The organism is Enterobacter chuandaensis (assembly GCF_003594915.1).
GTDB classification, from domain to species: Bacteria; Pseudomonadota; Gammaproteobacteria; order Enterobacterales; family Enterobacteriaceae; genus Enterobacter; species Enterobacter chuandaensis.
In genome coordinates this window covers 146,877-169,671 of the sequence record NZ_QZCS01000002.1, presented here as the reverse complement: position 1 = coordinate 169,671, position 22,795 = coordinate 146,877, and the positions used below count along the sequence as shown (strand labels likewise).

The window sequence follows — 22,795 nt, the reverse complement described above, 5'->3', positions numbered from 1 at the left end:
TGTTTCGTGATTTTTTTAACGCGGCGGATATGACATCGCGATGCGCCTCGTTACGCCATTTATTCCCGGAGCGCGGAGCCTGACTGCAGGATGAGGCGTTAGACGTTGAGTATGACTTCAACGCCCTGTTTGTCGGCCCGGCAACGCTGCTGGCGCCGCCATATGCCTCGGTGTATCTGGACGATGAGCCTCTGCTGATGGGGGCCACAACGCTGAGCGTACGCGAATTCCTGCGCAGCATCGGGCTAACTGTCACCGAGGAAAATAGCGTTCCCGACGACCACGTCAGCTATGAAATGGAGCTGGTGGTGATGCTCTCCGCGCATGCCAGACATTCGCCGCAATATCATGATGCACTCGCCCGCTTTGTGCAGGGGCATCTTGAATTATGGCTCCCCGCGTTTATCGCAAAAATAAATGATTGCGCGAAAACATCCGCAATTAAATGTCTCGCGTTACAGATGACTAATTGGTTTGATGAATTAAAGACGAGAGTAATATTATGAGTATTGATAAAGGGCAGCTAAACCGGCGCTCCTTTTTAAAAGGACTGATTGCGCTGGGTACCGTCGCCGCATTACCTGGCGGACTATTATCTTCCCGATGTGCTCTGGCACAGCCCCCCATTCCGTTTAACCCGAAAACGTATAAAATTTTCCGTAACGCCTGCCCGCGTAACTGCTACGACACCTGCAGCCTGAAAACGTGGGTCAAGGATGACGTGATCACCTTCGTTGACGGGGCGAGCGAGTCCACCTTTACCCACGGCGCGCCGTGCGTGAAAGGGCTGACCTACCCGCGTCGCGTCTACTCCCCGGACCGTATCAAATATCCGATGATCCAGGATGGTCGCGGCAGCGGTAAATGGCGTCGTATCTCCTGGGATGAGGCCATGCAGCGCATCGCCAGCAAAATGCTGGAAATCAAGAAGAAAGACGGCTCCATGCTCGGCCTGGCGCTGTCGAAATACTCCGGCAACCTGGGCGTCATGAGCTATGCCGTGGAGGGGATGATGTCTTCTCTCGGTTACACCACGCGCTTTGCCGGTACGCCATGCTGGCCAGCAGGGATTGACGCCCAGCACTACGACATGGGCGACATGTGGTGCAACGACCCGGAAGATCTGGTCAAAGCCAAATACATCATTATCTGGGGCGCAAACCCGGCATGGTGCTCCATGCACACCATGAAGTACATCTATCAGGCGCGTGAGAAGGGAGCGAAAGTGGTGGTCATTGATCCGCTGTTCTCGCAAACCGCCGCGAAAGCCGATCTGTACCTGCGCGTGCGTCCTGGCTCAGACGGTGCATTGGCGCTGGGTATGGCGCGCCACCTGCTGGATATTGGCCGCGTCGACCAGGAGTTTGTAAACAACTTCGCGCACGGCTTCCCGGAGTTTGAACAGTATCTGCGCAGCAGTATCACCGTTGAGTGGGCGTCTGAAATCTGTGGCCTGTCGGCAGAGGTGATTCGCCAACTGGCGGAAGAGTTCACTGCGGTCAAACCTGCCACCGTCTGGATCGGTTACGGGATGCAGCGCCACGTCAACGGCGGAGCGAACGTGCGCGCCATCGATGCTTTTGTTGCTATGACCGGCAACATCGGTGTGGAAGGCGGTGGTGCCCGCTACGGTCATCTTCAGACCTGGGGTTACAACTATCATGCGATGACGCAGAAGCCACCGGTTGGGTCTGTTGGCATGGTGGGCGAAAGCGGCCCGGTAGGCGAGTTCGTCAGCGACAGCGGCGAAAAGAGCCACTATTCCGACCGCGCGCTGAACCTGAACCAGACCGCGCAGAGCATTCTCGATGCCAACGATCCGCCCATCCGCATGCTGTGGGTCGCGTGCAAGAACCCGTTCGCGCAGGACTTTGACCGCAACAAAATGGAAAAAGCCTTCAGCAAGCTGGAGATGGTGGTCTGCGTCGATCAGTTCTTCAACGAGACGGTGCAGCATGCCGATATCGTGCTGCCGGTGACCACGACCTTTGAACACTGGAACCTGTCGTCCTCATACTGGCATTACTGGCTGTCGGTGAATGAACCGGCCATTAAGCCGATGTACGAGTGCAAGAGCGATCTGGATATTGCCGTGCTGCTCTCGCGCACCATCAACAAACTGGAGCCGGGCTCCTGCACCTTCCCGCAGGACATTGACCAGAAAAAATGGCTGGATCTTGAATTTAACGACGGCATGGCGAAGCAGTTCGGCATCCGCTCGTGGGACGATCTGCTGAATGGGCCGGTAAAAGCCAAAATGGTCAACTCGGCGGCCTGGCACGATCGTAAGTTTAAAACGCCATCGGGCAAGTATGAGTTCCTCTCCGAGTTGTGTGAAAAGAACGGCCATAAAGCGCTGCCGGAGTATCTGCCTGCCGCAGAGGGCAAGCTGCCGTTCCATCTTTTTACCCCACATTTGCAGTACGGCCTTCACTCCCAGTTCGTCAACCTCGACTGGATGCAGGTCTTCTGGCCGGAGCCGTTTGTCTATATCCACCCGGCTGCCGCGCAGAAGAAAGGCATCCGCGAGCTGGCGAGAGTCCGCGTGTTCAACGAGGTGGGTGAAGTGGAGTTGCGGGCGAAGATCACCACCAACGTGCCGGAAGATTTCCTGGTGATGTATGAGTCCTGGTTTAACAAGCTTAAGTACAACGTGCAGAACGTCGTGAAAGATACGCCAGCCGATATGGGCAAAATGGCAAGCGGCGCGCCTGGCGCGGCGATCCACAGCCAGTTTGTTGACATTGCCCTTATCGCGAATGAAGGAGCAGACGCATGAGACGCGCATTTTTAGTGAACAGTGATAAATGTATTGGCTGCCGCGGATGCGCTATGGCCTGCAAGAGCTTTAACCAGCTTGAGCCGGATCGCTTCTGGCGCTATGTCTATCCGCTGGATAAAGAAATTTATCCGCACGAGGAGCGTGCGTTCTTCTCGCTGGCCTGTAACCACTGTGAAAACCCGGCCTGTCTGGCGGCGTGCCCGGTGGAAGCCTACACCAAACGTGATGACGGCGTGGTGGTGCATAACCCTGAGCGCTGCATCGGCTGTAAAAACTGCATCCGTAACTGCCCGTACGGCGCGCCGCGCTTCAATGAAGAGACGCAAAAGGCTGAGAAGTGCAGCATGTGCTATGAACGTCTGGATATCGGTATGGCCCCGGCCTGCGTTAACGCCTGTCCGGTCGGCGCGCTGACTATTATCGATCTGGATGCCGACTCGCTGCCGAACAATGCCGTGCAGTATCCGCCGGGCTTCCCGAAGATGCCTCAGCTTAATCCGGGTACGCGCTTTATTCTGGCCCGTCAGCCAAAACAGCCGGGGGATAAATAATGGAAAAGTATGAAATACCGCTCGTTATCTTTACCGTGCTGAGCCAGATGTCCGTCGGGATGACGCTGCTCCTGACCTGGCGCACGCTGCGTGGTGAAGTGCATGGCACCCGCCTTCACTGGCTGATTACCGGGCTGATTCTGGGCGTGGCCTCCATCGCCGCGGTGCTGCATCTGGCGCACCCGGAACATGCTTACAACGCGTTGATTAACCTGAAACATGCCTGGCTGAGCCGCGAGATTCTGGGCGCGACCCTGTATGGCGCCATGATTGGGCTGGCCTTCCTGAGTAAGGGAAACAAAGGCGCGGCGCTGCTGGCGTCCCTGTTCGGGATCCTGCTGGTGGTGGTGCAGGGGATGACCTACGCGGCACCGGCGATGCAGGCCATTGCCAACGGCATCACCATGATGCTGTTCTTTGCGACCGTCTGGGTGATGGGCTGTGCAGCAGCACCGCTGCTTGGGCTGAAAGCATCAAACGCCGCGTTGCGTCAGGGGATTATCGCCCTGATGGCGCTGCTGATTGCCGCGCCGGTGATGTGGCTCAGCGGCGGCACCATCATGAAAATGACCGCTCACGCCTGGCTAAGCTCGCCGCTCTACCTGGGCAGCCTGCTGTGCTGCATCGTGGGAGGCGCATTGTCGCTGAAGCACCAGCCGATGCAAAAAGCGATATTCGCGATCCTGCTGGTGGGCGTGGTGCTCAGCCGTCTGACCTTCTTCGGTGATACCGTCAGCACTATCGTCAATATTGGTCATCTGTACTGATAAACAAAACCCCGCGAAAGCGGGGTTTTTTATGGGCATTTACCGGACCACCATCACCGGAATGTGGGTGTGGCGGATCACGCTGGACGCGTTCGACCCCAGCAGATGAGTGGTAATGGAAGGGTTGCGTGAACCGATCACCACCACGTCTGCGTTCAGCTCTCCGGCCAGTTCATTGACGGCATCGCGTACGCTACCGAACCGGACGTGGGTTTTAATGCGGGAAGGGTCGATGCTGAAGTGCCCGACCATGGTCTGCAGGCGCGTTTCGGCTTCGTGCTGCAAATGTTCTTCAAAGCGACGGACGTCGGCGGCAAAGCGGTGCAGGCTCAGGCTGGCCGAGCCCGGTAAAACATGCAGCAGATGAATGATCCCATCCTGCTGCGCGAGAAATTCCGCGTGGCGTACAGCCTTGTCGCTCAGTTCCATTTCGAAAACATCAACCGGCATAATGATTGTCTTATACATAACCGTTTCTCCTTGTTTATAAACGCTGGATACATTCAACCACAAAATGTGAATGGTTTCTGTAATCGCTTCGGCACTTTTCTTATCTCGCCAGGATAAATCTCAAAAGGTGCGTATTCTCCGGCAGACTTTCAGGGGTAGCTACCCTTTATAAACTTACCTGAACCTTTCGGAGGTCGCATGAAAGCACTCACTTACCACGGTCCGCACCATGTTCGAGTCGATAATGTCCCCGATCCCATCATTGAACAGCCGGACGATATCATCCTGCGCGTGACGGCCACGGCGATTTGCGGCTCCGATCTGCATCTCTATCGCGGAAAGATCCCGAAGGTGCAGCACGGTGATATTTTTGGACATGAATTTATGGGCGAGATTGTCGAGTGCGGTCGAGAGGTGAAGGACCTGCAAAAAGGCGATCGCGTGGTGATCCCCTTTGTTATCGCCTGCGGTGACTGCTTTTTTTGCCAGATGCAACAGTACGCGGCCTGCGAGAAAACCAATAGCGGGCAGGGTGCAGCGCTGAACAAAAAGCAAATCCCCGCGCCAGCCGCGCTGTTTGGCTATAGCCATCTCTACGGCGGCGTGCCGGGTGGACAGGCGGAATACGTGCGCGTGCCGAAAGGTAACGTGGGGCCGTTTAAGGTGCCCCAGCTGCTGTCTGATGATAAAGCACTTTTCCTGTCAGATATTCTGCCTACCGCCTGGCAGGCGGCAAAAAATGCGCAGATTGAAAAAGGCTCCAGCGTCGCCGTTTTCGGTGCCGGGCCGGTGGGGTTGTTGACGATTGCCTGCGCGCGGCTGTTAGGGGCTGAGCAGATCTTTGTTATTGACCATCACCCCTACCGGCTGCGGTTTGCCGAGGCGCGTTACGGTGCCATTCCCATCAACTTCGATGATGATAACGATGCGGCGGAAAAAATTATTGAGCAAACCGCCGGGCAGCGGGGTGTCGATGCCGTCATTGACGCGGTCGGGTTTGAAGCCAAAGGCAGCACCACGGAGACGATCCTCAGCAACCTTAAAATTGAAGGCAGCAGCGGCAAAGCGCTGCGTCAGTGTATCGCTGCCGTTCGCCGCGGCGGCGTGGTGAGCGTTCCCGGCGTGTACGCCGGGTTTATCCATGGCTTCCTGTTTGGGGATGCTTTCGACAAGGGGCTGACGTTTAAGATGGGCCAGACGCATGTTCATGCCTGGCTGGGTGAACTGTTACCGCTGATCGAAAAAGGGCTGCTGACGCCGGAAGAGATTGTGACCCATTATCTTCCGCTTGCTGACGCGGAACGCGCCTATAAGATTTTCGAAAAACGGGAAGAAGAGTGCCGCAAGGTCATTCTGGTGCCGGGCGCAGAAACGCCTGAGGCCGCAGAGCAGAAGGTTAAAGGGCTGGTGAATGCCTTCCCGGGTGGGGTGGTGTGAGGTCACTCATCAGTGGCATTTATGATACCGTACCGCGATGTAGCACAATCGGCTGAAGATGCCCGGAAAGAGGATGCAGGTGCATCCTCTGTGCAACGCGGGTAGCGCTTGTTCAGAAGGGAATTAACGCAGGTAATCGCCCGCCGCTTCTGGCTGGTAAAGCAGTTCCAGCACTTCCAGATGGGTGGACGCGCCGCCCGGCAATTCCCAGTGGATGGTATCGCCCGTACGCAACCCCAGCAGTGCGGCCCCTACCGGCGCAAGTACCGAAAGCTGCGCGGCGCTGTCCGTCATCTGGGCTGGGTAAACCAGCGTGCGGGTCAGCTCTTCCCCGGTAGTCAGGTTGCGGAATTTCACCTGGCTGTTCATGGTGACCACGTCGTGCGGCATCGACTCCGGCGAGCACATCTGCGCCCGGTCGAGTTCCTCATTCAGGGCATCGGCCACCGGCAGTGAGGCAAACTCTGCTTTTTCCAGCAGCCTGTCGATACGTTCTGCGTCGAGCTCGTTAATGATGATTGTAGGTCTGGACATTTTTTACTCCATGTCGTTAATGCTGCGTCTAACGCAGAAACCAATCCAAAAGAAAACCCTCGCCGTCTGGCAGCGAGGGTTTAACTCTCCCGATGATACTGGCTGAACGCGCAAGTTTGAAGTGATGAAAGTCACATTCATGGTCCATATGAATTTTCGCTGAAATTTATTCAGTCTCAATTCCGGGCGGATTACGTTACGCTGAATCTCCTGAACCCGGGTGCTGCGCGAAGCGTCATTCGCGACCGCCCACCAACGAGAGAGCACTATGTACTTCTATCAACCGTCTCAGGGGCACGGCCTGCCGCATGACCCGCTGAACGCCATTATCGGGCCCCGTCCGATTGGCTGGATCGCCTCCTGCGATCAGGCCGGCCTGATGAACCTCGCACCGTATAGCTTCTTTAACTGCTTCAACTATCGCCCGCCGATCATCGGTTTTTCCAGCAACGGCTGGAAAGACAGCGTGCGTAATATTGTTGAAACAAAGGAGTTTGTCTGGAACCTGGCGACGCGGGAGCTCGCGGAAGCGATGAATCAGACCTCTGCCACGCTGCCTCACGACCAGGACGAATTTACTTTTTCAGGATTAACGCCTGCTGCCAGCAAGCTGGTGAGCGCCCCCCGCGTGGCGGAAAGTCCGGTCAATTTTGAGTGCCGTCTTTCGCAGTGCATTCAGCTTACCGGAGCCGACGGTACACCGATTGACACCTGGCTGGTGCTGGGGGAAGTGGTGGGTATCCATATTGCCGAAACGCTGCTGGAAGAGGGGATATACCAGACGGCGAAAGCGCAGCCCATCCTGCGAGCGGGTGGGCCGACGGCTTACTATGGCATCAGTGACGAACATCGCTTTGATCTGGTACGCCCGGTGGTGGGTCAGTAACCGGCTTTATCGATCACGAATTGCTTTCCGCAGTTGCCCGGATGGGGCTGCGGGGCAAAGGATGCCGCAGACAGCGGGCTGTTAATGGTGTCTGCTTTTAGCGAAATTTGCATCTCGGTCAGATACGCCGGGTTGCCGTTACAGGTCAGCTTGAACGCTTTGATATTTTCCTTGCCCCAGCTTTTGGCAACGGCGTTGTCAAAGTCGCTACGGCTGACGGTTTTACCATAGTTTTTCGCTAGGAACTGACCGACGGCGCTGTTTTTCATTTCCTGGTTCATTCTCACCATGGTGCCGAAATAGGCATCGGGATCAAAACCAAAGCAGACGCCATGTTTGGCATATTCGTAACGTTCCAGACAGGAGTTTCCCCCCGCGCCCGGCATCACCTCGTTCAGTTTCGCCGCGCCGGAAAGCGACAGACCGGTTTCGGCTGCCGCGCATTTGCGGCTGGCTTTTACTTCCGGCATGTTGGGAATGGGACGCGTGGCGCAGCCAAATCGCATCCACCGACGTTCATCCACGCCGCGTGCGGCAACGGATTTCGGCAGGCCGGGCCATAGCCCGTGAACGGTCAGAAAATCGGCTTTATTTTCGTTCTCTTTTTGCAGACGACATTCATCCGGCTCATTGCGGTTACGCTCGACCATGCTCTGACAAAATCCGGTTTGCCAGGAGAGAGCCAGCACGTAGCGGTCGAAATCGCCATACTGCGTGGCCTTGAGGGGCTCGGCCTGTGCTGAGAAGACACTGAGTGCAAGCGCTACTGCGCCAGACGGGATAACGATATCCTTCCTGAACATGTAATTTCCTGATTGGTTGTGCGCGATTAATTTCTCCGGGTTATTAAAGCACAAAAAGCGCCCGCAGGCGCTTATTGGAAATCAGTAATTTCACTTAGGCGGCGCCGGGCACCAGCACTTCGGTGGCAATAATGACGATGATCAGCCCAACCAGCACCGGCACGGACGTGCGTTTCACCACCTCAAACGGCGAGATTTTTGCCATCCCGGCTACCGCAACCACCACGCCCGAAACAGGCGAGATGGTACGACCCAGGTTTGACGCCTGGAGCATGGGAATGGAAAGATAAGCCGGGTTGATACCGGACGAGTGAGCCAGCTTCGGGATCATCTCAACGAAGGCGTAGAAAGGGGCGTTGCCGGAGCCGGTCGTCATCGCCGCCAGCATGGTGAGTACCACCAGGACCAGCATCAGGATAATACTGGCCGAACCAAACGAGGTGGCGATGGAGATCAGGCTCTGGATAAAGCCGATCGTGCTCAGACCCTGGGCAAAGACACCTGCTGCAACCAGCAGCATCACCACGCCAGCAAACGCATCTGCCATCCCGCGATACGCGACCTCAAGGCCAGAGAAGACTTTTTGCGTGTTGAAACCGCGCACGAACTCCAGTACGGCGGCCAACAGCATACAGATGACCAGAATAGTAATGATGTGCAGCTGCGGGCCCCATTTTCCGTCAAAAATGAGCACGCCGATAATCGGCGTGAACGGCAAAATGGAATAGAACGCAGGCGCGGTGGTGGTGATTTCGCTGACATCCATCATTTCATGGCTGATGTTCTCTTTCTTATCGAGATAGCGCTGCCAGAAGAAGTGCGCGATGCCCATTCCCACAATGGCAACGATTGAGATCGGCAGCGTGGTCTTAAAGGCGAAGTCGATAAGCGACATCTCGGCGGCTTTTGCCGCCAGCACAACGTCGCCAGACGTCGGGGAGAGAATAATGGCTGCCGGGGAGGCGCAGATAGCTGCCGCTGCGCCACGGCTGATGCCGACGTTCACCATCACCGGGAACAGCGTGGCCATTAACAGTACGCCAAGACCGGTTGCCGACGAAACGGCCAGCGACATCAGGCAGGCGAGGAAATAGGCGGCGACCATCAACAGATACGGTGAGTTAATGTACTGCAGGGGCTTCGAGGCAAGCTTAACAACCATGTCATTTGCGCCGATATGGGTCATGTAGGCCGCAAAACCGCACAGCATCATGATCATCATACCGAGATCGCCACCACGGCTCATCAGCAGGATTTTAATGTATTCAACAATATCCGTGGCGGTGTAGCCCGTGCTGGTTGCGCTGGCAGGTAACACCTGATGACCCATTAATGCGCTGATAATCAGCAGCGTTAAGCCACCGACAAATAATACGCCTGTGGCTGAGTATCCTTTTATGATGTAGCGCGCTACACCGACAATGACGACGACCCCAATAAGGAGTTCGATAAACGTAAGCATGATTTCCCCTGTGCCTTTTTGCCCTGAGATACAAATAATTAATAAAAAAAGAAGGATGAAAATGTGCCGAATTAATGGGCTACCTTTGCTGATTAAAATCAATAAAGAGACGACTAAGAAGCAGCATAACAGTGTTTTTGTTATGGCTCAGACATTTATTTCATCACAACGTTGACCGCCCAAAATAACGTAGCATGTCTCTTTAATGATAACAAAATGTTAATGCTTTGTGTGGTCCGGCCTGTTGCCACAGGGACCGGTCACTCCCTAATAGACGTACACTGTATGGGTTTATTCGGGTTGGCCTGAGTATTGCGTTAAGAATATTCCCGTTAAGAGGGCTGATATTTAGGAGTAGTGCTGATGCCGTTAAGTCTTGGTTCAACTATTTTGTGGTAAACTTTGCTTCGAATATTAAGAATGGTAATTGCATTGTGATCGTACGTAATACTTTTTTCTCTATTTTAGTGTTTATTTTTGGTCAGTTAACGTTTTCTTCTGTTGCACAGGCAGATGACAACGCGACGGATAAAGGCTGGTTCTCGACCTTTACGGATAATGTTTCGCAGACCTGGTCAGCGCCTGAACATTATGATCTCTATGTTCCGGCAATAACGTGGCACGCGCGTTTTGCTTATGACAAAGAGAAAACAGATAAATACAACGAGCGTCCGTGGGGCGCCGGTTTTGGTCAGTCGCGCTGGGATGAAAAGGGAAACTGGCATGGCATCTACCTGATGGCCTTTAAAGATTCCTTTAACAAGTGGGAACCGATTGGCGGCTACGGCTGGGAAAAAACCTGGCGCCCGCTGGCGGATGAGAACTTCCATGTGGGTCTGGGCTACACCGCAGGGGTGACGGCGCGCGATAACTGGAACTACATTCCGATCCCGGTGCTGCTGCCTCTGGCCTCTATTGGCTATGGCCCTGCAACGTTCCAGATGACCTACATACCGGGGACGTATAACAACGGTAACGTTTACTTCGCCTGGATGCGTTTTCAGTTTTAACTGTAAAAACGGCTCGTTCTGGTGAAAAAACGCGCAGCCGTTGATTCATAAGCGATAAAAATCTACCAGTGAAAATTAACGCGACTTTAGTCACTTTTTATCAAAGATCCGCTGGACAAAAGGTCCCACAATTGATGTACTGGTAACCGATACAGCATTTGTGTCGTTTTTTAATGTAAAGGTAATTTTGATGTCTAAGATTAAAGGTAACGTTAAGTGGTTTAATGAGTCCAAAGGATTCGGTTTCATTACTCCTGAAGATGGCAGCAAAGACGTGTTCGTACACTTCTCTGCAATCCAGTCTAATGGTTTCAAAACTCTGGCTGAAGGTCAGCGCGTAGAGTTCGAAATCACTAACGGTGCCAAAGGCCCTTCTGCTGCTAACGTAATCGCTCTGTAATTCAGACGCGTCAGCAAGAATTTCAAAACCCGCTCACTGAGCGGGTTTTTTTCGTTATGAATCAGCCAATCAGGTACATTTTCAGGAAGCTGGCAACGATCAGTACGCTCACCAACACCATGCCTGCGCTCATCAAACTCTGTTTCATTCTGTCACCCTCGTTCAGTATTGCCCTCAGAGTGACAGAGAAAAATTAAGCCAACATTAACGCTCCGGCGGTTAATGTGTGCTCACAGAGGAAAATAGCCAAAATGCGATCCCCGTCATCGCGAAAGATCCGAGCATGTTGATCGCGATATTCACCAGCGCCCAGCCGATACGACCTTCCTGAAAGAGAAAGACCGTTTCTGCAGAAAAGGTAGAGAAGGTGGTCAAACCGCCGCAGAAGCCCGTGGTAATCAACACCTTCCACATAGGATCGATATGCGTCATCCGGTTAAACCAGGCCAGCCCCATGCCAATAATAAAGGCTCCGATCAGGTTGGCGGCCAGTGTCCCCATGGGAATCGCCTGATGCAGAGGGTTAAACCGCATACTCAGGAACCATCGCGCAACGCTACCCGTACCCCCACCAATAAAAACAGCTAAAAGGAGTTGTAACACGCTAAATACCTGCTATTTGATGTGTAAGAGTAGCGAGTTTAACGCTGTTTAGGATGAGGGGACAAATATGTATGTTGCGGTAGGGCAGTTTGCGGTCACGCCTGACTGGCAGGTTAACGCACTGCAATGCGTCAACCTGATGGAACAGGCCCGGGAGAAGGGCGCGTCACTACTGGTGCTTCCCGAGGCGCTGTTGGCGAGAGATGATAATGACCCGGATTTATCCGTGAAGTCCGCGCAGCCGCTGGATGGCGAATTTTTACAGCAGTTGCTCGCCCAGAGCACGGGCAATACGATGACAACGATCTTAACGATCCATATTCCCTCCGCGCCGGGTCGTGCAGTGAATACGCTGGTGGCTATCCGCGGTGGTGCCATTGTGGCGCACTATGCCAAGCTTCACCTTTACGATGCGTTCAGCGTTCAGGAATCCCGGCGCGTTGATTCGGGAGAGGGCGTTCCGCCGCTCATCGAGATTGACGGATTTAAGGTTGGGCTGATGACATGCTATGACCTGCGTTTCCCGGAGCTGGCACTGCACCTGGCGCTACAGGGTGCTGACGTGCTGGTACTGCCTGCCGCATGGGTCAAGGGGCCGCTAAAAGAGCATCACTGGTCAACGCTGCTTGCGGCGCGCGCGCTGGACACAACCTGTTATGTTGTTGCCGCCGGAGAGTGCGGCAATAAAAACATCGGGCAGAGCAGAGTGGTGGATCCGCTGGGCGTCACGATTGCCGCCGCCGCAGAAGCGCCAGCTCTGCTGATGGCGGAGATAATTTTAGAAAGAATTGCGCTTGCGCGTCAGCAATTACCTGTTCTAAGGAACCGACGCTTTGCGCCACCGCAATTATTGTGATGTTTTTTTCAACAATGCTTGATTCACCTTGTTACAGATTGCTATTGTGTGCACGCGCCAGATGACCGTTAATATGATCGGGTTTTTGGCGCTGAATGCAGCCTGTTTTATGTAAAGAAGGTATCTATGGGTGAGATTAGTATTACCAAACTGCTGGTGGTTGCCGCACTGGTCGTCCTGCTGTTTGGTACCAAGAAGTTACGTACGCTGGGTGGTGACCTGGGGGCTGCCATCAAAGGCTTCAAGAAAGCAATGAACGACGATGATGCAGCCGCGAAGAAAAGCGCTGACGACATCCCGGCAGAGAAGCTTTCCCACAAAGAGTAACGGCAATGCCTGAGGGCTTGCGAAAAAAACCGGCTCATGAGGCCGGTTTTTTTGTATTACTGTAAACAGATATTACAGCACTATTTAACTTCTTCGCCTTTTGCCTGCATATCCGCATGGTAAGAGGAGCGAACAAACGGACCGCACGCTGCGTGGGTAAAGCCCATCGCCAGCGCTTCGGCTTTCATCTCGTCAAACTCGTCCGGGCTCACGTAGCGCTGTACCGGCAGGTGGTGACGGCTTGGCTGCAGATACTGTCCCAGGGTCAACATGGTCACACCGTGACGGCGAAGATCGCGCATCACTTCGATGATTTCGTCATTGGTTTCACCCAGACCGACCATCAGACCTGACTTAGTAGGAATATGTGGATGCGCTTCTTTGAAACGCTCCAGCAGTTTCAGAGACCAGTTATAGTCGGCTCCCGGACGCACCTGACGGTAGAGGCGTGGAACGTTCTCCAGATTGTGGTTAAACACATCTGGTGGCGTTGCGGTCAGGATCTCCAGCGCGCGGTCCATACGGCCGCGGAAGTCAGGAACCAGGGTCTCGATTTTGATGCTCGGGCTTTTCTCGCGAATGGCAGTAATACAGTCAGCGAAGTGCTGAGCTCCACCATCACGCAGATCGTCACGGTCAACGGATGTGATAACCACATAACGCAGCGCCATATCGGCGATGGTTTGTGCCAGCTTCTGGGGTTCGTTAGCATCAGGTGCGACTGGACGGCCATGAGCAACATCGCAGAACGGGCAGCGGCGGGTACAGATGGCACCCAGAATCATAAACGTCGCGGTGCCGTGGTTGAAACATTCAGCAAGGTTCGGACAAGACGCTTCTTCACAAACGGAGTGAAGACCATTCTTGCGCATCGCCGCTTTGATCCCCTGGATACGCGAAGAGTCGGCCGGAAGTTTGATTTTCATCCATTCCGGTTTTCTTAACAGCGCCTCGCGCTCTGTAGCCACGTTTTTAACCGGGATAAGGGCCATTTTATCGGCATCGCGGTATTTAACACCGCGTTCCATCACAATGGGTTTACTCATAGCGTGCGTGTTCCAGTTGCGAATATCGAAGGAAAGCGTTTCAATTCAAGGGAATGTTGTATTTATCAACTATTTTTGAAAGAACGACAGGCAGTATATCATTGAAACGGTCGTTAAAGCAGCCTGCCAGGTCGCCAATTTGTAAAATAGTTGTTGTTTTGTGCCTTTTGCCCTGCATGTGGCAGGGGCTTGTGCTGGCACATACTGTCAGAAGGCCTGGCGGATAATGCGGATGACGTTTTCCAGAACCGGATCGCGCAAACTGAGTTTATTGTAATGCAGTGAAATTTCTATAGATTCCGCATTGAGCTGGCTGAGCGGAATACTCTCCAGCGGCCAGAGTTTACGCAGCAGGTTATACAGGCGTGAAGGCATGATGCACAGCATATCGCTGCTGCCAATCAGGGAGGCGGTGGTGAACATATTGTAACTACTAAAGCTGATCTGACGTTCCGGGAAAATTTCATCAATACGCTGGCGCAGGGCATGATTCGATTGTCCTTCGGTCATGAAAGACGAGTGGTCGTAGTTGCGCAGGTTCTCAATGGTCAACGGCTCGCTAAGAACGGGGTGCTGCTGGCGGCAAACCAGAACCAGGTTATCGGCATAAAGCACATTTTGCCCCAGCGCTCGGGCATTGAAGCTGCCGCTTTCAATAATCAGATCGGTCTGGAACTGGGCAAGCTGAACGTCAGGCTCGCTGAGAGGCACATTGCGCAGCAGAAGCTGAGGCGCATGCTCTTTCACGGCCTGGAAGATGGCAGGCATCACCAGCACGCCCACGGAAGGAGAGCAGCCGATGGTGATAGTTCTCTGTTTGTCATAGCTTCCGGTTAAATCCAGCGCACCGAGAATCGACTCCAGCCCCTGGCTGATGTACTCATGGAGATGCGTGGCGTAAGCCGTCGGCGTAACGCCCTGGCCCTTACGAATAAATAACGGGTCAGGAAATATAGCGCGCAGCTTTTGAATTGACTGACTTATTGCTGATGGCGTGAGATTAAGAATTTTCGCAGCGTTAACGATACCCTTATGGACATATACTGCCTCAAAAATAGTCAGTAAATTGAGATCAATATTACGTAAAGTCCGAAAAATTTGCGGCTTGTCTTCGCCACCAGGGTCATTCAGGCGTTTGGCTGGTAAATTATTATACTCCACGCTTTTACTCCGTATACATTCACAACATGAATGATAGTTGAATTTATTTATTATGCTTGTAGAGATTCGTAAAGTGTTTGTTTTGTTTCACTTGTTTATCAAAAACAAACAGTTGTGTGATTATCACTCAAGTTACTTAGCCTGTGTATGCCGTACTGACCGGAGGCTAAATAATATGTAACGGCAATATTCGGGCGCTTCGAAAATATAGAATCTGCGGATTATTGTAAAGCGTAAAAGCGGTAAATAAACAGTGGCCCGTCAAATTATCGAGCCATTCTGTATGATATATTAAGCAGGGATATATTCGTGCGGGGGATTGTTAAGTAGCGCTAACACGTTCTTCAGCAGAACCGGACGTATATTATCTGGCGTAGCGGTATCGACCCACTGGCGCATTTGCGTCATTTCCATGCCGGCGTAGCCGCAGGGGTTTATGCGCTGGAAAGGCGTAAGATCCATATTAATATTCAATGCCAGACCGTGGAAAGAACAGCCTTTACGAATACGTAGCCCCAGAGAGCAAATCTTCATTTCGCCAACGTAGACGCCCGGCGCATCGGCACGCGGATGCGCATCAATACCATATTCCGCCAGCGTGTTGACGACGGTTTGTTCCAGTAACGTCACCAGCTCACGCACACCCAGCTTTCTGCGCTTCAGGTTAAGCATGACATACATCACCTGCTGACCAGGCCCGTGGTAAGTCACCTGACCCCCGCGATCGCTCTGGATCACCGGGATATCGCCCGTCATTAATAAATGTTCCGCTTTACCCGCCTGACCCTGTGTAAACACCGGCAGGTGTTCGACCAGCCAGATCTCATCAGGGGTGGTGTCATCGCGTGAATCGGTGAAGTCATGCATAGCCTGGGAGACAGGCTCATAAGGTTGCAGCCCGAGATGACGGACCAGAATTTTATCCTGATACAAAACTGCGTCTCCGAAGACGAGGGACAAAAGATGCGGGGGAGTATATCACAGCGGGGGAGAGGGGTTACCCGGTAAACCGGGTAACCGCAAAGGGACTACAGCACCATACGAACAATTTCGATATTGCCGAGCTCTTCGTACAGCGTTTCAACCTGCTCGATATGTGTGGCAGTGATGGTAATAGAAACCGAGTGGTAGTTGCCCTTGCTGCTTGGTTTTACTGACGGAGAGTAGTCACCCGGCGCATGGCGCTGTACCACTTCAACCACCTGATCAACCAGCTCAGGTTTCGCCAGACCCATTACTTTGTAGGTAAATGAGGTAGGGAATTCAAGCAGTTCGTTAAGTTTGGTTTTCATGTCAGCTCCGGCGTAACGTCAAAAAGAATAACTCCCACGTCGGGTGGGAGTTATCAGGATACTTAGTATATGGGGATCAAAATCACACTTTCAAGTGTTCGATTTTTAGCCAAACCAGTGATGGAACATCAGTTTAATGTAATCAATGATTTTGCCGAAGAAATTGCCTTCAGGAATTTCTTCCAGCACCACGAGCGGGCGCTGATCGATTGTTTTGCCGTCCAGCTGGAAGTTGATGGTGCCCACTACCTGGTTTTTCTGCAGTGGGGCGTGCAGCTCAGTTGTGTTAAGCACGTAGCTCGCTTTCAGATCTTTCATGCGGCCGCGCGGAATGGTCAGATACAGATCTTTATCCACGCCCAGGGAAGCACGGTCGTTATCGCCGAACCAGACGGGTTCAGAAGCAAACTCTTTCCCTGCTTTCAGCGGGTTCACGGTTTCGAAGAAGCGGAAGCCCCAGGTCAGCAGCTTCTTGCTTTCGGTTTCACGGCCCTTAAAGGTGCGACCGCCCATCACGGCAGAAATCAGACGCATCTGGCCTTCCGTCGCAGAGGCTACCAGGTTGTAACCGGCTTTATCGGTATGACCTGTTTTGATGCCGTCAACGTTCAGGCTGTTATCCCACAGCAGGCCGTTACGGTTGGTCTGACGAATGCCGTTGAAGGTGAACTCTTTCTCTTTATAGATGGAGTATTCGTTAGGAACGTCGCGGATCAGCGCCTGGCCAATCAGCGCCATATCGCGCGCGGAGCTGTACTGACCGTCTGCATCGAGACCGTGTACGGTCTGGAAATGGCTGTTCTTCAGACCCAGCGCAGTCACGTAGCTGTTCATCAGGCCAACGAAGGCATCCTGACTACCGGCGGCGAAATCAGCCATGGCGACGCAGGCATCGTTACCGGACTGCAGGTTGATACCACGGATTAACTGAGAAACCGGAACCTGCATTCCTGGTTTCAGGAACATCAGGGAGGAACCTTTGAAGACAGGGTTCCCGGTTGCCCACGCATCGTTACCGATGGTGACCAGATCCGTTTCCTTAAACTTGCCGGCTTTCATGGCCTGGCCGATAACGTAGCTGGTCATCATTTTGGTCAGACTGGCCGGGTCACGGCGGGCATCGGCATTCTGTTCTGCCAGCACTTTGCCAGAGTTGTAATCGATCAGGATGTAAGATTCCGCATCGATTTGCGGAACGCCAGGGATCATGGTCTTGATATTCAGGTCATCAGCATGAGCTGCAGAGAGTGCAGTCGCGCAAAGGGCCGTGGTCAGCGCCATGCGCTGCACAAAACGAGCAGAAAAAGTGGTCTTCATGGTCAGAACTACGACATCCGTGATGGAATTAAAAAAGTGCCCTACTATAGCAAATGCTATTCAGGCAGGCATCCGACTTTAAGCATGAGTTTGTGAATGTGTTTTACACAAATTGACATTTCGGATACCGCCGATTAATTACTTCGCAACAGCGATAAAGGACTGCAGCTGCGCCTCGCTCTGCAAACGCTGCTGCAGGGATGCTGCCTGCGATTTGCTGGCAAACGGCCCCATCTGAATACGCCAGACGGCACCGTTCTGCTCAACGCGCCCGGGTACGCCAAACTGCTGGCTCAGACGTTGCTGGTACTGCTGGGCACGGGCCTGATCGCTGACGGCACCCACCTGAACGACAAAGCCGCCGCTGGCTGCTGCGGGCGCGCTCTGGGTCGCGACCGGAGCCGTTACAGTCGCAGGCTGTGCAGTGGGGGCGGTAACCGGCGCAGGTGCCGGTTCGTTGCCTTCCAGCACGCCCGAGGCTAAGGTCGTCGGTGCGCCAAGAAAGCCGCTACTCTTTACCGGTGCGCCAGTGGAATCATCGCTTTGCAGCGTGTCATTGCTGATTGGGCGAATTTCGCCCGCGGGCTGAGAAGGCTCAGCCGGAGAAGAGACGCTTCCCATGCCGCCGTCCAGATTTGGGCGATCGGGAAGAGCGTAAGTCTGTTTCGCCACCGTGGTACACGCGGTTCCTGGCCCGGAGAGCGAACCATCCTGCGCCACGATAATCGGGTCAATGCGGACTTTGGTGTTGTTCGAGGTGTTCAGGCGATCGGCAGATGCGCGGGACAGGGAAATCACCCGGTCATTACCGTATGGGCCACGGTCGTTAATACGCACGACGATCATACGGCCGTTCGCCAGGTTGGTAATACGGGCGTAGCTTGGGATCGGCAGCGTCGGGTGTGCTGCGGTCAGCTGCATTGGGTCAAATGTTTCACCCGATGCCGTCAGGTTACTGCCCGGCTCAGCATCATAAATGGCGGCAAAGCCAGCCTGGCTGAAGCGGGAAGGATCCTGTACGATTTTGTAGCTTTTGCCGTCGCGTTCGTAATCCTGATTCGCGCTGGCATTCAGCGGTTCGTAAACGGGATCGGCGCCGCTGATTTCAACGATCGGGCCATTACACACCGCAGGCTGCGGTGGCGCGACGGTTGCCTGTTGCTGACCATCATCACTTGTGCAGGCCGCAAGTAAACTTGCCGCAATGCAGATCCCCAGCCACTGCTTACGCATTCCGATCCCCTTATTTTTATACGCTTTTTGACAACATTTTTCTGTGGGTGTGGATCGACATCACGATACCAAACCCGGCCATCAACACGATCAGTGCCGAGCCTCCGTAACTCACCAGCGGCAGCGGTACGCCTACCACCGGCAGAATACCACTCACCATACCAATATTTACGAAGACATAAACGAATAAAATCAACATCAATCCACCCGCCATGACGCGGCCAAAGGTTGTTTGCGCGCGGGCGGCAATCCACAAACCTCGCATGATCAGCAGCACGTAAAGAGCCAGCAGGATCAGGATGCCGACCAGCCCCAGCTCCTCTGCCAGTACTGCAAAGATAAAGTCGGTGTGACGCTCCGGTAAAAACTCCAGCTGCGACTGCGTACCGTGCAGCCAGCCTTTACCGCGCAGACCGCCGGAGCCAATCGCAATCTTGGACTGAATAATATGATAGCCCGCACCGAGTGGATCGGTTTCCGGATCGAGCAGCATCATAACGCGCTGACGCTGATAATCATGCATCAGGAAGAACCAGAGGATAGGGATAAACGCCGCAACCAGCACCACCGCGATACCAATCAGACGCCAGCTTAAGCCTGAAAGGAACAGGACAAACAGGCCGGAGAGGGCGATAAGGATCGAGGTGCCGAGGTCAGGCTGCGCCGCAACCAGCAGCGTCGGCAGGAATATCAGCACCAGGGCAATGGCGGTATTTTTCAGCGACGGCGGACAGACATCGCGGTTGATAAAGCGCGCCACCATCAACGGGACCGCGATTTTGGCAATCTCCGAGGGCTGGAAACGAACAACGCCCAGATCCAGCCAACGCTGCGCCCCTTTTGAGATCGCACCGAACGCATCAACCGCCACCAGCAAAATAATGCAAAAGATGTAGAGATAGGGCGCCCAGCCTTCATAGACACGCGGCGGGATCTGCGCCATTACCACCATAATAACCAGCCCCATCGCGATCTGGCCGATCTTGCGCTCCATCATGCCGATGTCCTGGCCGCTGGCGCTCCAGATAACCAGGGCGCTGTAAACCAGCAGAGCCAACAGGATCAGCAGCATGGCTGGATCGATGTGGATTTTATCCCACAGCGATTTTTTATTTGGATTATCGGTCATGATTATTGGTCCTCCGCCGCAGCGGCGGCCGGGTTTTCAGCCGGCAGTTCGGTGTTGTTATCACCCAGCATAATGTGGTCGAGGATCTGGCGCATGATGGTCCCTACCGCCGGACCAGCGCCGCCGTTCTCCAGAATCATCGCCACCGCCACCTGCGGGTTATCATAAGGGGCAAATGCCGTCATCAGTTTATGGTCACGCAGACGTTCGGCAATGCGGTGTGCGTTATAGGTTTCATTGGCTTTCAGACCAAAGACCTGCGCCGTACCGGATTTCGCGGCCACTTTATATGGCGTACCGGCGAAATATTTGTGCGCGGTACCATTCGGACGGTTTGCCACGCCGTACATACCGTCTTTCGCTATTTCCCAGAAGCCGGAATGAATGTCGCCCACTGGCGCTTCATGGGGCTGGATCCATGGCACTTTTTTGCCGTCTTCAACGGTGCTTTGCAGCAGATGCGGAACTTTAACCACGCCGTCGTTAATGAGGATCATCATCGCTTTGTTCATCTGAAGCGGGGTGGCCGTCCAGTAACCCTGGCCGATACCCACCGGAATGGTGTCGCCCTGATACCACGGCTTTTTAAAGCGCTTCAGCTTCCACTCACGGGTTGGCATGTTGCCTGAACGTTCTTCAGCCAGATCCACACCGGTGTAGTGTCCGTAGCCGAATTTGCTCATCCATTCAGACAGGCGATCAATGCCCATGTCATACGCCACCTGATAGAAGAAGGTGTCCGCAGACTCTTCCAGAGATTTCGTGACGTTCAGATGGCCGTGGCCCCATTTTTTCCAGTCGCGATAGCGTTTTTCAGAGCCGGGCAGCTGCCACCAGCCCGGGTCAAACAGGCTGGTATTGCGGTTGATGACGCCCGCGCTCAGCGCTGAGACCGCCACGTACGGTTTAACCGTTGATGCCGGAGGGTAAACGCCTTGCGTGGCGCGGTTCACCAGCGGGGTGTTAGGATCATTGAGCAGGCCGGAGTAGTCTTTGCTTGAGATACCGTCAACAAAGAGGTTCGGGTCATAGCTTGGCATGGAAACCATGGCCAGGATGCCGCCGGTGCGCGGATCGGTGACCACCACGGCGGCACGGCTGCCTGCCAGCAGGGTTTCAATATACTGCTGCAGTTTGAGATCGAGCGTCAGATAGACGTCGTGCCCCGCCTGAGGCGGCACTTCTTTAAGCTGGCGGATGACGCGGCCACGGTTATTAACCTCGACTTCTTCATAGCCGGTTTGCCCGTGCAGGACATCTTCGTAGTAGCGTTCAATCCCCAGCTTGCCGATATCGTGCGTTGCGGCGTAGTTCGCCAGCTTGCCGTCTTTATCGAGGCGCTCGACGTCTTTATCGTTAATTTTGGAAACGTAGCCAATCACATGCGTCAGCGCGGAGCCGTAAGGATAGTAGCGACGTTTGTACCCCTTCACTTCCACGCCGGGGAAGCGGTACTGGTTCACCGCAAAACGGGCGACCTGGACTTCCGTCAGGTTGGTTTTCACCGGAATGGAGGTGAAACGGTGAGAGCGGGCGCGCTCTTTCTTGAAGGCCGCGATATCGTCATCGTTAAGATCGACAACGCTTCTCAGCGCCTCCAGCGTATTCTGCACGTTATCGACTTTTTCCGGCATCATCTCGACTTGATAGATGGTGCGGTTTAACGCCAACGGGGTGCCGTTACGGTCGTAGATAATGCCGCGGCTGGGCGCGATAGGCACCAGCTTAATGCGGTTTTCGTTTGAACGCGTCTGGTAATCGGTAAAGCGGACAATTTGCAGATTATAAAGGTTGGCGATCAGCACGCCGGTAAGCAGCAAAATCCCCGTAAAGGCGACCAGCGCCCGGCGCACAAACAGCGCGGACTCAGCCGTATAGTCGCGAAAAGAATTCTGTAGTTTCATCCGCTGCTTAATCTACCCTGGTCAGTCATTACTCGCGGTGATAAGGGTGGTTGGTAGTAATGCTCCACGCGCGATACAAACTTTCTGCTACCAGGACCCGCACGAGCGGGTGGGGCAGCGTCAGCGCAGAGAGTGACCAACTTTGTTCTGCTGCCGCTTTGCAGGCGGGGGATAACCCCTCTGGTCCGCCAATCAACAGACTGACGTCACGGCCATCCTGCTTCCAGCGCTCCAGTTCGTGCGCCAGCTGCGGCGTATCCCAGGGTTTACCTGGAATATCGAGGGTGACGATGCGGTTCTTGCCTGCGGCAGCCAGCATCAGTTCGCCCTCTTTATCGAGAATACGTTTGATATCCGCGTTCTTGCCGCGCTTCCCGGCGGGAATTTCCACCAGTTCGAACGGCATATCTTTAGGAAAACGACGCAGATACTCAGTAAAACCGGTTTGTACCCAGTCCGGCATTTTGGTGCCGACGGCGACCAGCTGCAACTTCACGCATTAACCCCAGAGTTTTTCCAGCTCATACAGGCGACGGCTCTCTTCCTGCATGACATGGACAATCACATCGCCGAGGTCAACAACCACCCAGTCAGCGGTCGCTTCACCTTCAACGCCAAGCGGTAACAGTCCTGCTGCGCGCGATTCCTGAACCACGTGGTCAGCAATCGAAACAACATGACGCGTAGAGGTCCCGGTGCAGATGATCATGCAGTCGGTGATGCTGGATTTACCCTTAACGTCGATAGCGATGATGTCCTGACCTTTCAGGTCATCAATTTTGTCGATAACAAAATCCTGGAGTGCTTTACCCTGCAAGTTTTCCCCCTGGGTGAATGAGATTGTG

General features: G+C 54.0%; 25 protein-coding genes. 10 read left to right on the top strand and 15 right to left on the bottom strand.

The genetic code is table 11. The features are described from left to right. Window positions 1-83: 83 nt before the first annotated feature. The 4 genes from D5066_RS04000 to D5066_RS03985 are packed head-to-tail and all read left to right on the top strand — an operon-like array spanning window position 84 to window position 4,100. Window positions 84-506, top strand: coding sequence for a TorD/DmsD family molecular chaperone (locus tag D5066_RS04000; RefSeq protein WP_276330548.1), 423 nt, complete (start codon window positions 84-86; stop codon window positions 504-506). Then, a complete protein-coding gene (locus D5066_RS03995; protein WP_119915114.1) occupies window positions 503-2,779 on the top strand; it encodes a molybdopterin-dependent oxidoreductase in 2,277 nt (758 codons plus the stop codon). Before D5066_RS04000 ends, D5066_RS03995 begins: the two co-directional genes overlap by 4 nt. Then, the gene (locus D5066_RS03990; RefSeq protein WP_119915113.1) at window positions 2,776-3,333 is read left to right on the top strand and encodes a 4Fe-4S dicluster domain-containing protein; all 558 of its coding nucleotides are present in this window, start codon (window positions 2,776-2,778) and stop codon (window positions 3,331-3,333) included. The genes D5066_RS03995 and D5066_RS03990 overlap by 4 nt, the downstream gene beginning before the upstream one ends. After that, window positions 3,333-4,100 (top strand): dimethyl sulfoxide reductase anchor subunit family protein, encoded by a 768-nt coding sequence (locus tag D5066_RS03985; RefSeq protein ID WP_119915112.1) that lies wholly within the window; start codon window positions 3,333-3,335, stop codon window positions 4,098-4,100. The genes D5066_RS03990 and D5066_RS03985 overlap by 1 nt, the downstream gene beginning before the upstream one ends. Before the next feature lie 39 nt (window positions 4,101-4,139). Here the strand turns inward: D5066_RS03985 and uspG are convergent, their stop codons facing one another. After that, window positions 4,140-4,568: a universal stress protein UspG gene (gene uspG / locus D5066_RS03980; protein WP_080328170.1), complete on the bottom strand. Its 429-nt coding sequence runs from the start codon at window positions 4,566-4,568 to the stop codon at window positions 4,140-4,142. A 180-nt stretch (window positions 4,569-4,748) separates the two neighbouring features. Here uspG and D5066_RS03975 point away from each other — a divergent pair, with 180 nt between their 5' ends. Further along, a complete protein-coding gene (locus D5066_RS03975; RefSeq protein WP_080327915.1) occupies window positions 4,749-5,987 on the top strand; it encodes a zinc-dependent alcohol dehydrogenase in 1,239 nt (412 codons plus the stop codon). A gap of 123 nt (window positions 5,988-6,110) precedes the next feature. On the opposite strand, the gene rnk is transcribed toward D5066_RS03975, so the two are convergent. Beyond that, entirely contained in the window at window positions 6,111-6,521 is a 411-nt protein-coding gene (rnk, locus tag D5066_RS03970) for a nucleoside diphosphate kinase regulator (RefSeq protein WP_080327914.1), read from the bottom strand. Window positions 6,522-6,789: 268 nt separating this feature from the next. Here rnk and D5066_RS03965 point away from each other — a divergent pair, with 268 nt between their 5' ends. Beyond that, the gene (locus D5066_RS03965; protein WP_119915111.1) at window positions 6,790-7,407 is read left to right on the top strand and encodes a flavin reductase family protein; all 618 of its coding nucleotides are present in this window, start codon (window positions 6,790-6,792) and stop codon (window positions 7,405-7,407) included. Here the strand turns inward: D5066_RS03965 and rna are convergent. Both rna and dcuC read right to left on the bottom strand, forming a co-directional pair. Beyond that, window positions 7,401-8,210 (bottom strand): ribonuclease I, encoded by an 810-nt coding sequence (gene rna / locus D5066_RS03960; RefSeq protein WP_119915110.1) that lies wholly within the window; start codon window positions 8,208-8,210, stop codon window positions 7,401-7,403. The genes D5066_RS03965 and rna overlap by 7 nt on opposite strands. A 94-nt stretch (window positions 8,211-8,304) precedes the next feature. Beyond that, entirely contained in the window at window positions 8,305-9,672 is a 1,368-nt protein-coding gene (gene dcuC / locus D5066_RS03955) for an anaerobic C4-dicarboxylate transporter DcuC (RefSeq protein WP_080327911.1), read from the bottom strand. Between the two features lie 434 nt (window positions 9,673-10,106). Between dcuC and pagP the strand changes: the two genes are divergently transcribed. Then, complete coding sequence (gene pagP / locus D5066_RS03950) at window positions 10,107-10,682, top strand: lipid IV(A) palmitoyltransferase PagP (RefSeq protein ID WP_080327910.1); 576 nt, start codon at window positions 10,107-10,109, stop codon at window positions 10,680-10,682. A 190-nt stretch (window positions 10,683-10,872) separates the two neighbouring features. Next, complete coding sequence (cspE, locus tag D5066_RS03945; protein WP_002439184.1) at window positions 10,873-11,082, top strand: transcription antiterminator/RNA stability regulator CspE; 210 nt, start codon at window positions 10,873-10,875, stop codon at window positions 11,080-11,082. A gap of 219 nt (window positions 11,083-11,301) precedes the next feature. On the opposite strand, the gene crcB is transcribed toward cspE, so the two are convergent. Beyond that, entirely contained in the window at window positions 11,302-11,685 is a 384-nt protein-coding gene (crcB, locus tag D5066_RS03940; RefSeq protein ID WP_014882986.1) for a fluoride efflux transporter CrcB, read from the bottom strand. A 67-nt stretch (window positions 11,686-11,752) separates the two neighbouring features. On the opposite strand from crcB, the gene D5066_RS03935 reads away from it, so the two are divergent. Together D5066_RS03935 and tatE are read left to right on the top strand one after the other, a co-directional pair. Further along, a complete protein-coding gene (locus D5066_RS03935) occupies window positions 11,753-12,541 on the top strand; it encodes a deaminated glutathione amidase (RefSeq protein ID WP_119915109.1) in 789 nt (262 codons plus the stop codon). A 126-nt stretch (window positions 12,542-12,667) separates the two neighbouring features. Then, the gene (gene tatE, locus D5066_RS03930) at window positions 12,668-12,868 is read left to right on the top strand and encodes a twin-arginine translocase subunit TatE (RefSeq protein WP_028012332.1); all 201 of its coding nucleotides are present in this window, start codon (window positions 12,668-12,670) and stop codon (window positions 12,866-12,868) included. Between the two features lie 80 nt (window positions 12,869-12,948). Here the strand turns inward: tatE and lipA are convergent, their stop codons facing one another. From lipA to rsfS, 10 genes are all read right to left on the bottom strand, one after another. Beyond that, on the bottom strand, window positions 12,949-13,914 hold the full coding sequence (gene lipA, locus D5066_RS03925) for a lipoyl synthase (protein WP_080327908.1): 966 nt from the start codon (window positions 13,912-13,914) through the stop codon (window positions 12,949-12,951). 207 nt (window positions 13,915-14,121) lie between these two features. Continuing rightward, window positions 14,122-15,075: a YbeF family transcriptional regulator gene (locus D5066_RS03920; RefSeq protein WP_119915108.1), complete on the bottom strand. Its 954-nt coding sequence runs from the start codon at window positions 15,073-15,075 to the stop codon at window positions 14,122-14,124. Window positions 15,076-15,366: 291 nt separating this feature from the next. Next, on the bottom strand, window positions 15,367-16,008 hold the full coding sequence (lipB, locus tag D5066_RS03915; RefSeq protein ID WP_080327906.1) for a lipoyl(octanoyl) transferase LipB: 642 nt from the start codon (window positions 16,006-16,008) through the stop codon (window positions 15,367-15,369). A gap of 95 nt (window positions 16,009-16,103) precedes the next feature. Further along, window positions 16,104-16,367, bottom strand: a complete 264-nt coding sequence (gene ybeD / locus D5066_RS03910; RefSeq protein ID WP_006177135.1) for a DUF493 family protein YbeD — start codon at window positions 16,365-16,367, stop codon at window positions 16,104-16,106. A 105-nt stretch (window positions 16,368-16,472) separates the two neighbouring features. After that, window positions 16,473-17,684, bottom strand: coding sequence for a D-alanyl-D-alanine carboxypeptidase DacA (gene dacA / locus D5066_RS03905; protein WP_080327905.1), 1,212 nt, complete (start codon window positions 17,682-17,684; stop codon window positions 16,473-16,475). Between the two features lie 138 nt (window positions 17,685-17,822). Further along, on the bottom strand, window positions 17,823-18,917 hold the full coding sequence (gene rlpA / locus D5066_RS03900) for an endolytic peptidoglycan transglycosylase RlpA (RefSeq protein ID WP_119915107.1): 1,095 nt from the start codon (window positions 18,915-18,917) through the stop codon (window positions 17,823-17,825). 16 nt (window positions 18,918-18,933) lie between these two features. Further along, the gene (gene mrdB, locus D5066_RS03895; RefSeq protein WP_013097590.1) at window positions 18,934-20,046 is read right to left on the bottom strand and encodes a peptidoglycan glycosyltransferase MrdB; all 1,113 of its coding nucleotides are present in this window, start codon (window positions 20,044-20,046) and stop codon (window positions 18,934-18,936) included. A 2-nt stretch (window positions 20,047-20,048) separates the two neighbouring features. After that, on the bottom strand, window positions 20,049-21,950 hold the full coding sequence (gene mrdA / locus D5066_RS03890) for a peptidoglycan DD-transpeptidase MrdA (protein ID WP_080327903.1): 1,902 nt from the start codon (window positions 21,948-21,950) through the stop codon (window positions 20,049-20,051). A 28-nt stretch (window positions 21,951-21,978) separates the two neighbouring features. After that, a complete protein-coding gene (gene rlmH / locus D5066_RS03885; RefSeq protein WP_003858701.1) occupies window positions 21,979-22,446 on the bottom strand; it encodes a 23S rRNA (pseudouridine(1915)-N(3))-methyltransferase RlmH in 468 nt (155 codons plus the stop codon). A gap of 3 nt (window positions 22,447-22,449) precedes the next feature. Further along, window positions 22,450-22,767, bottom strand: a complete 318-nt coding sequence (gene rsfS, locus D5066_RS03880; protein WP_003858696.1) for a ribosome silencing factor — start codon at window positions 22,765-22,767, stop codon at window positions 22,450-22,452. Window positions 22,768-22,795 lie beyond the last annotated feature (28 nt).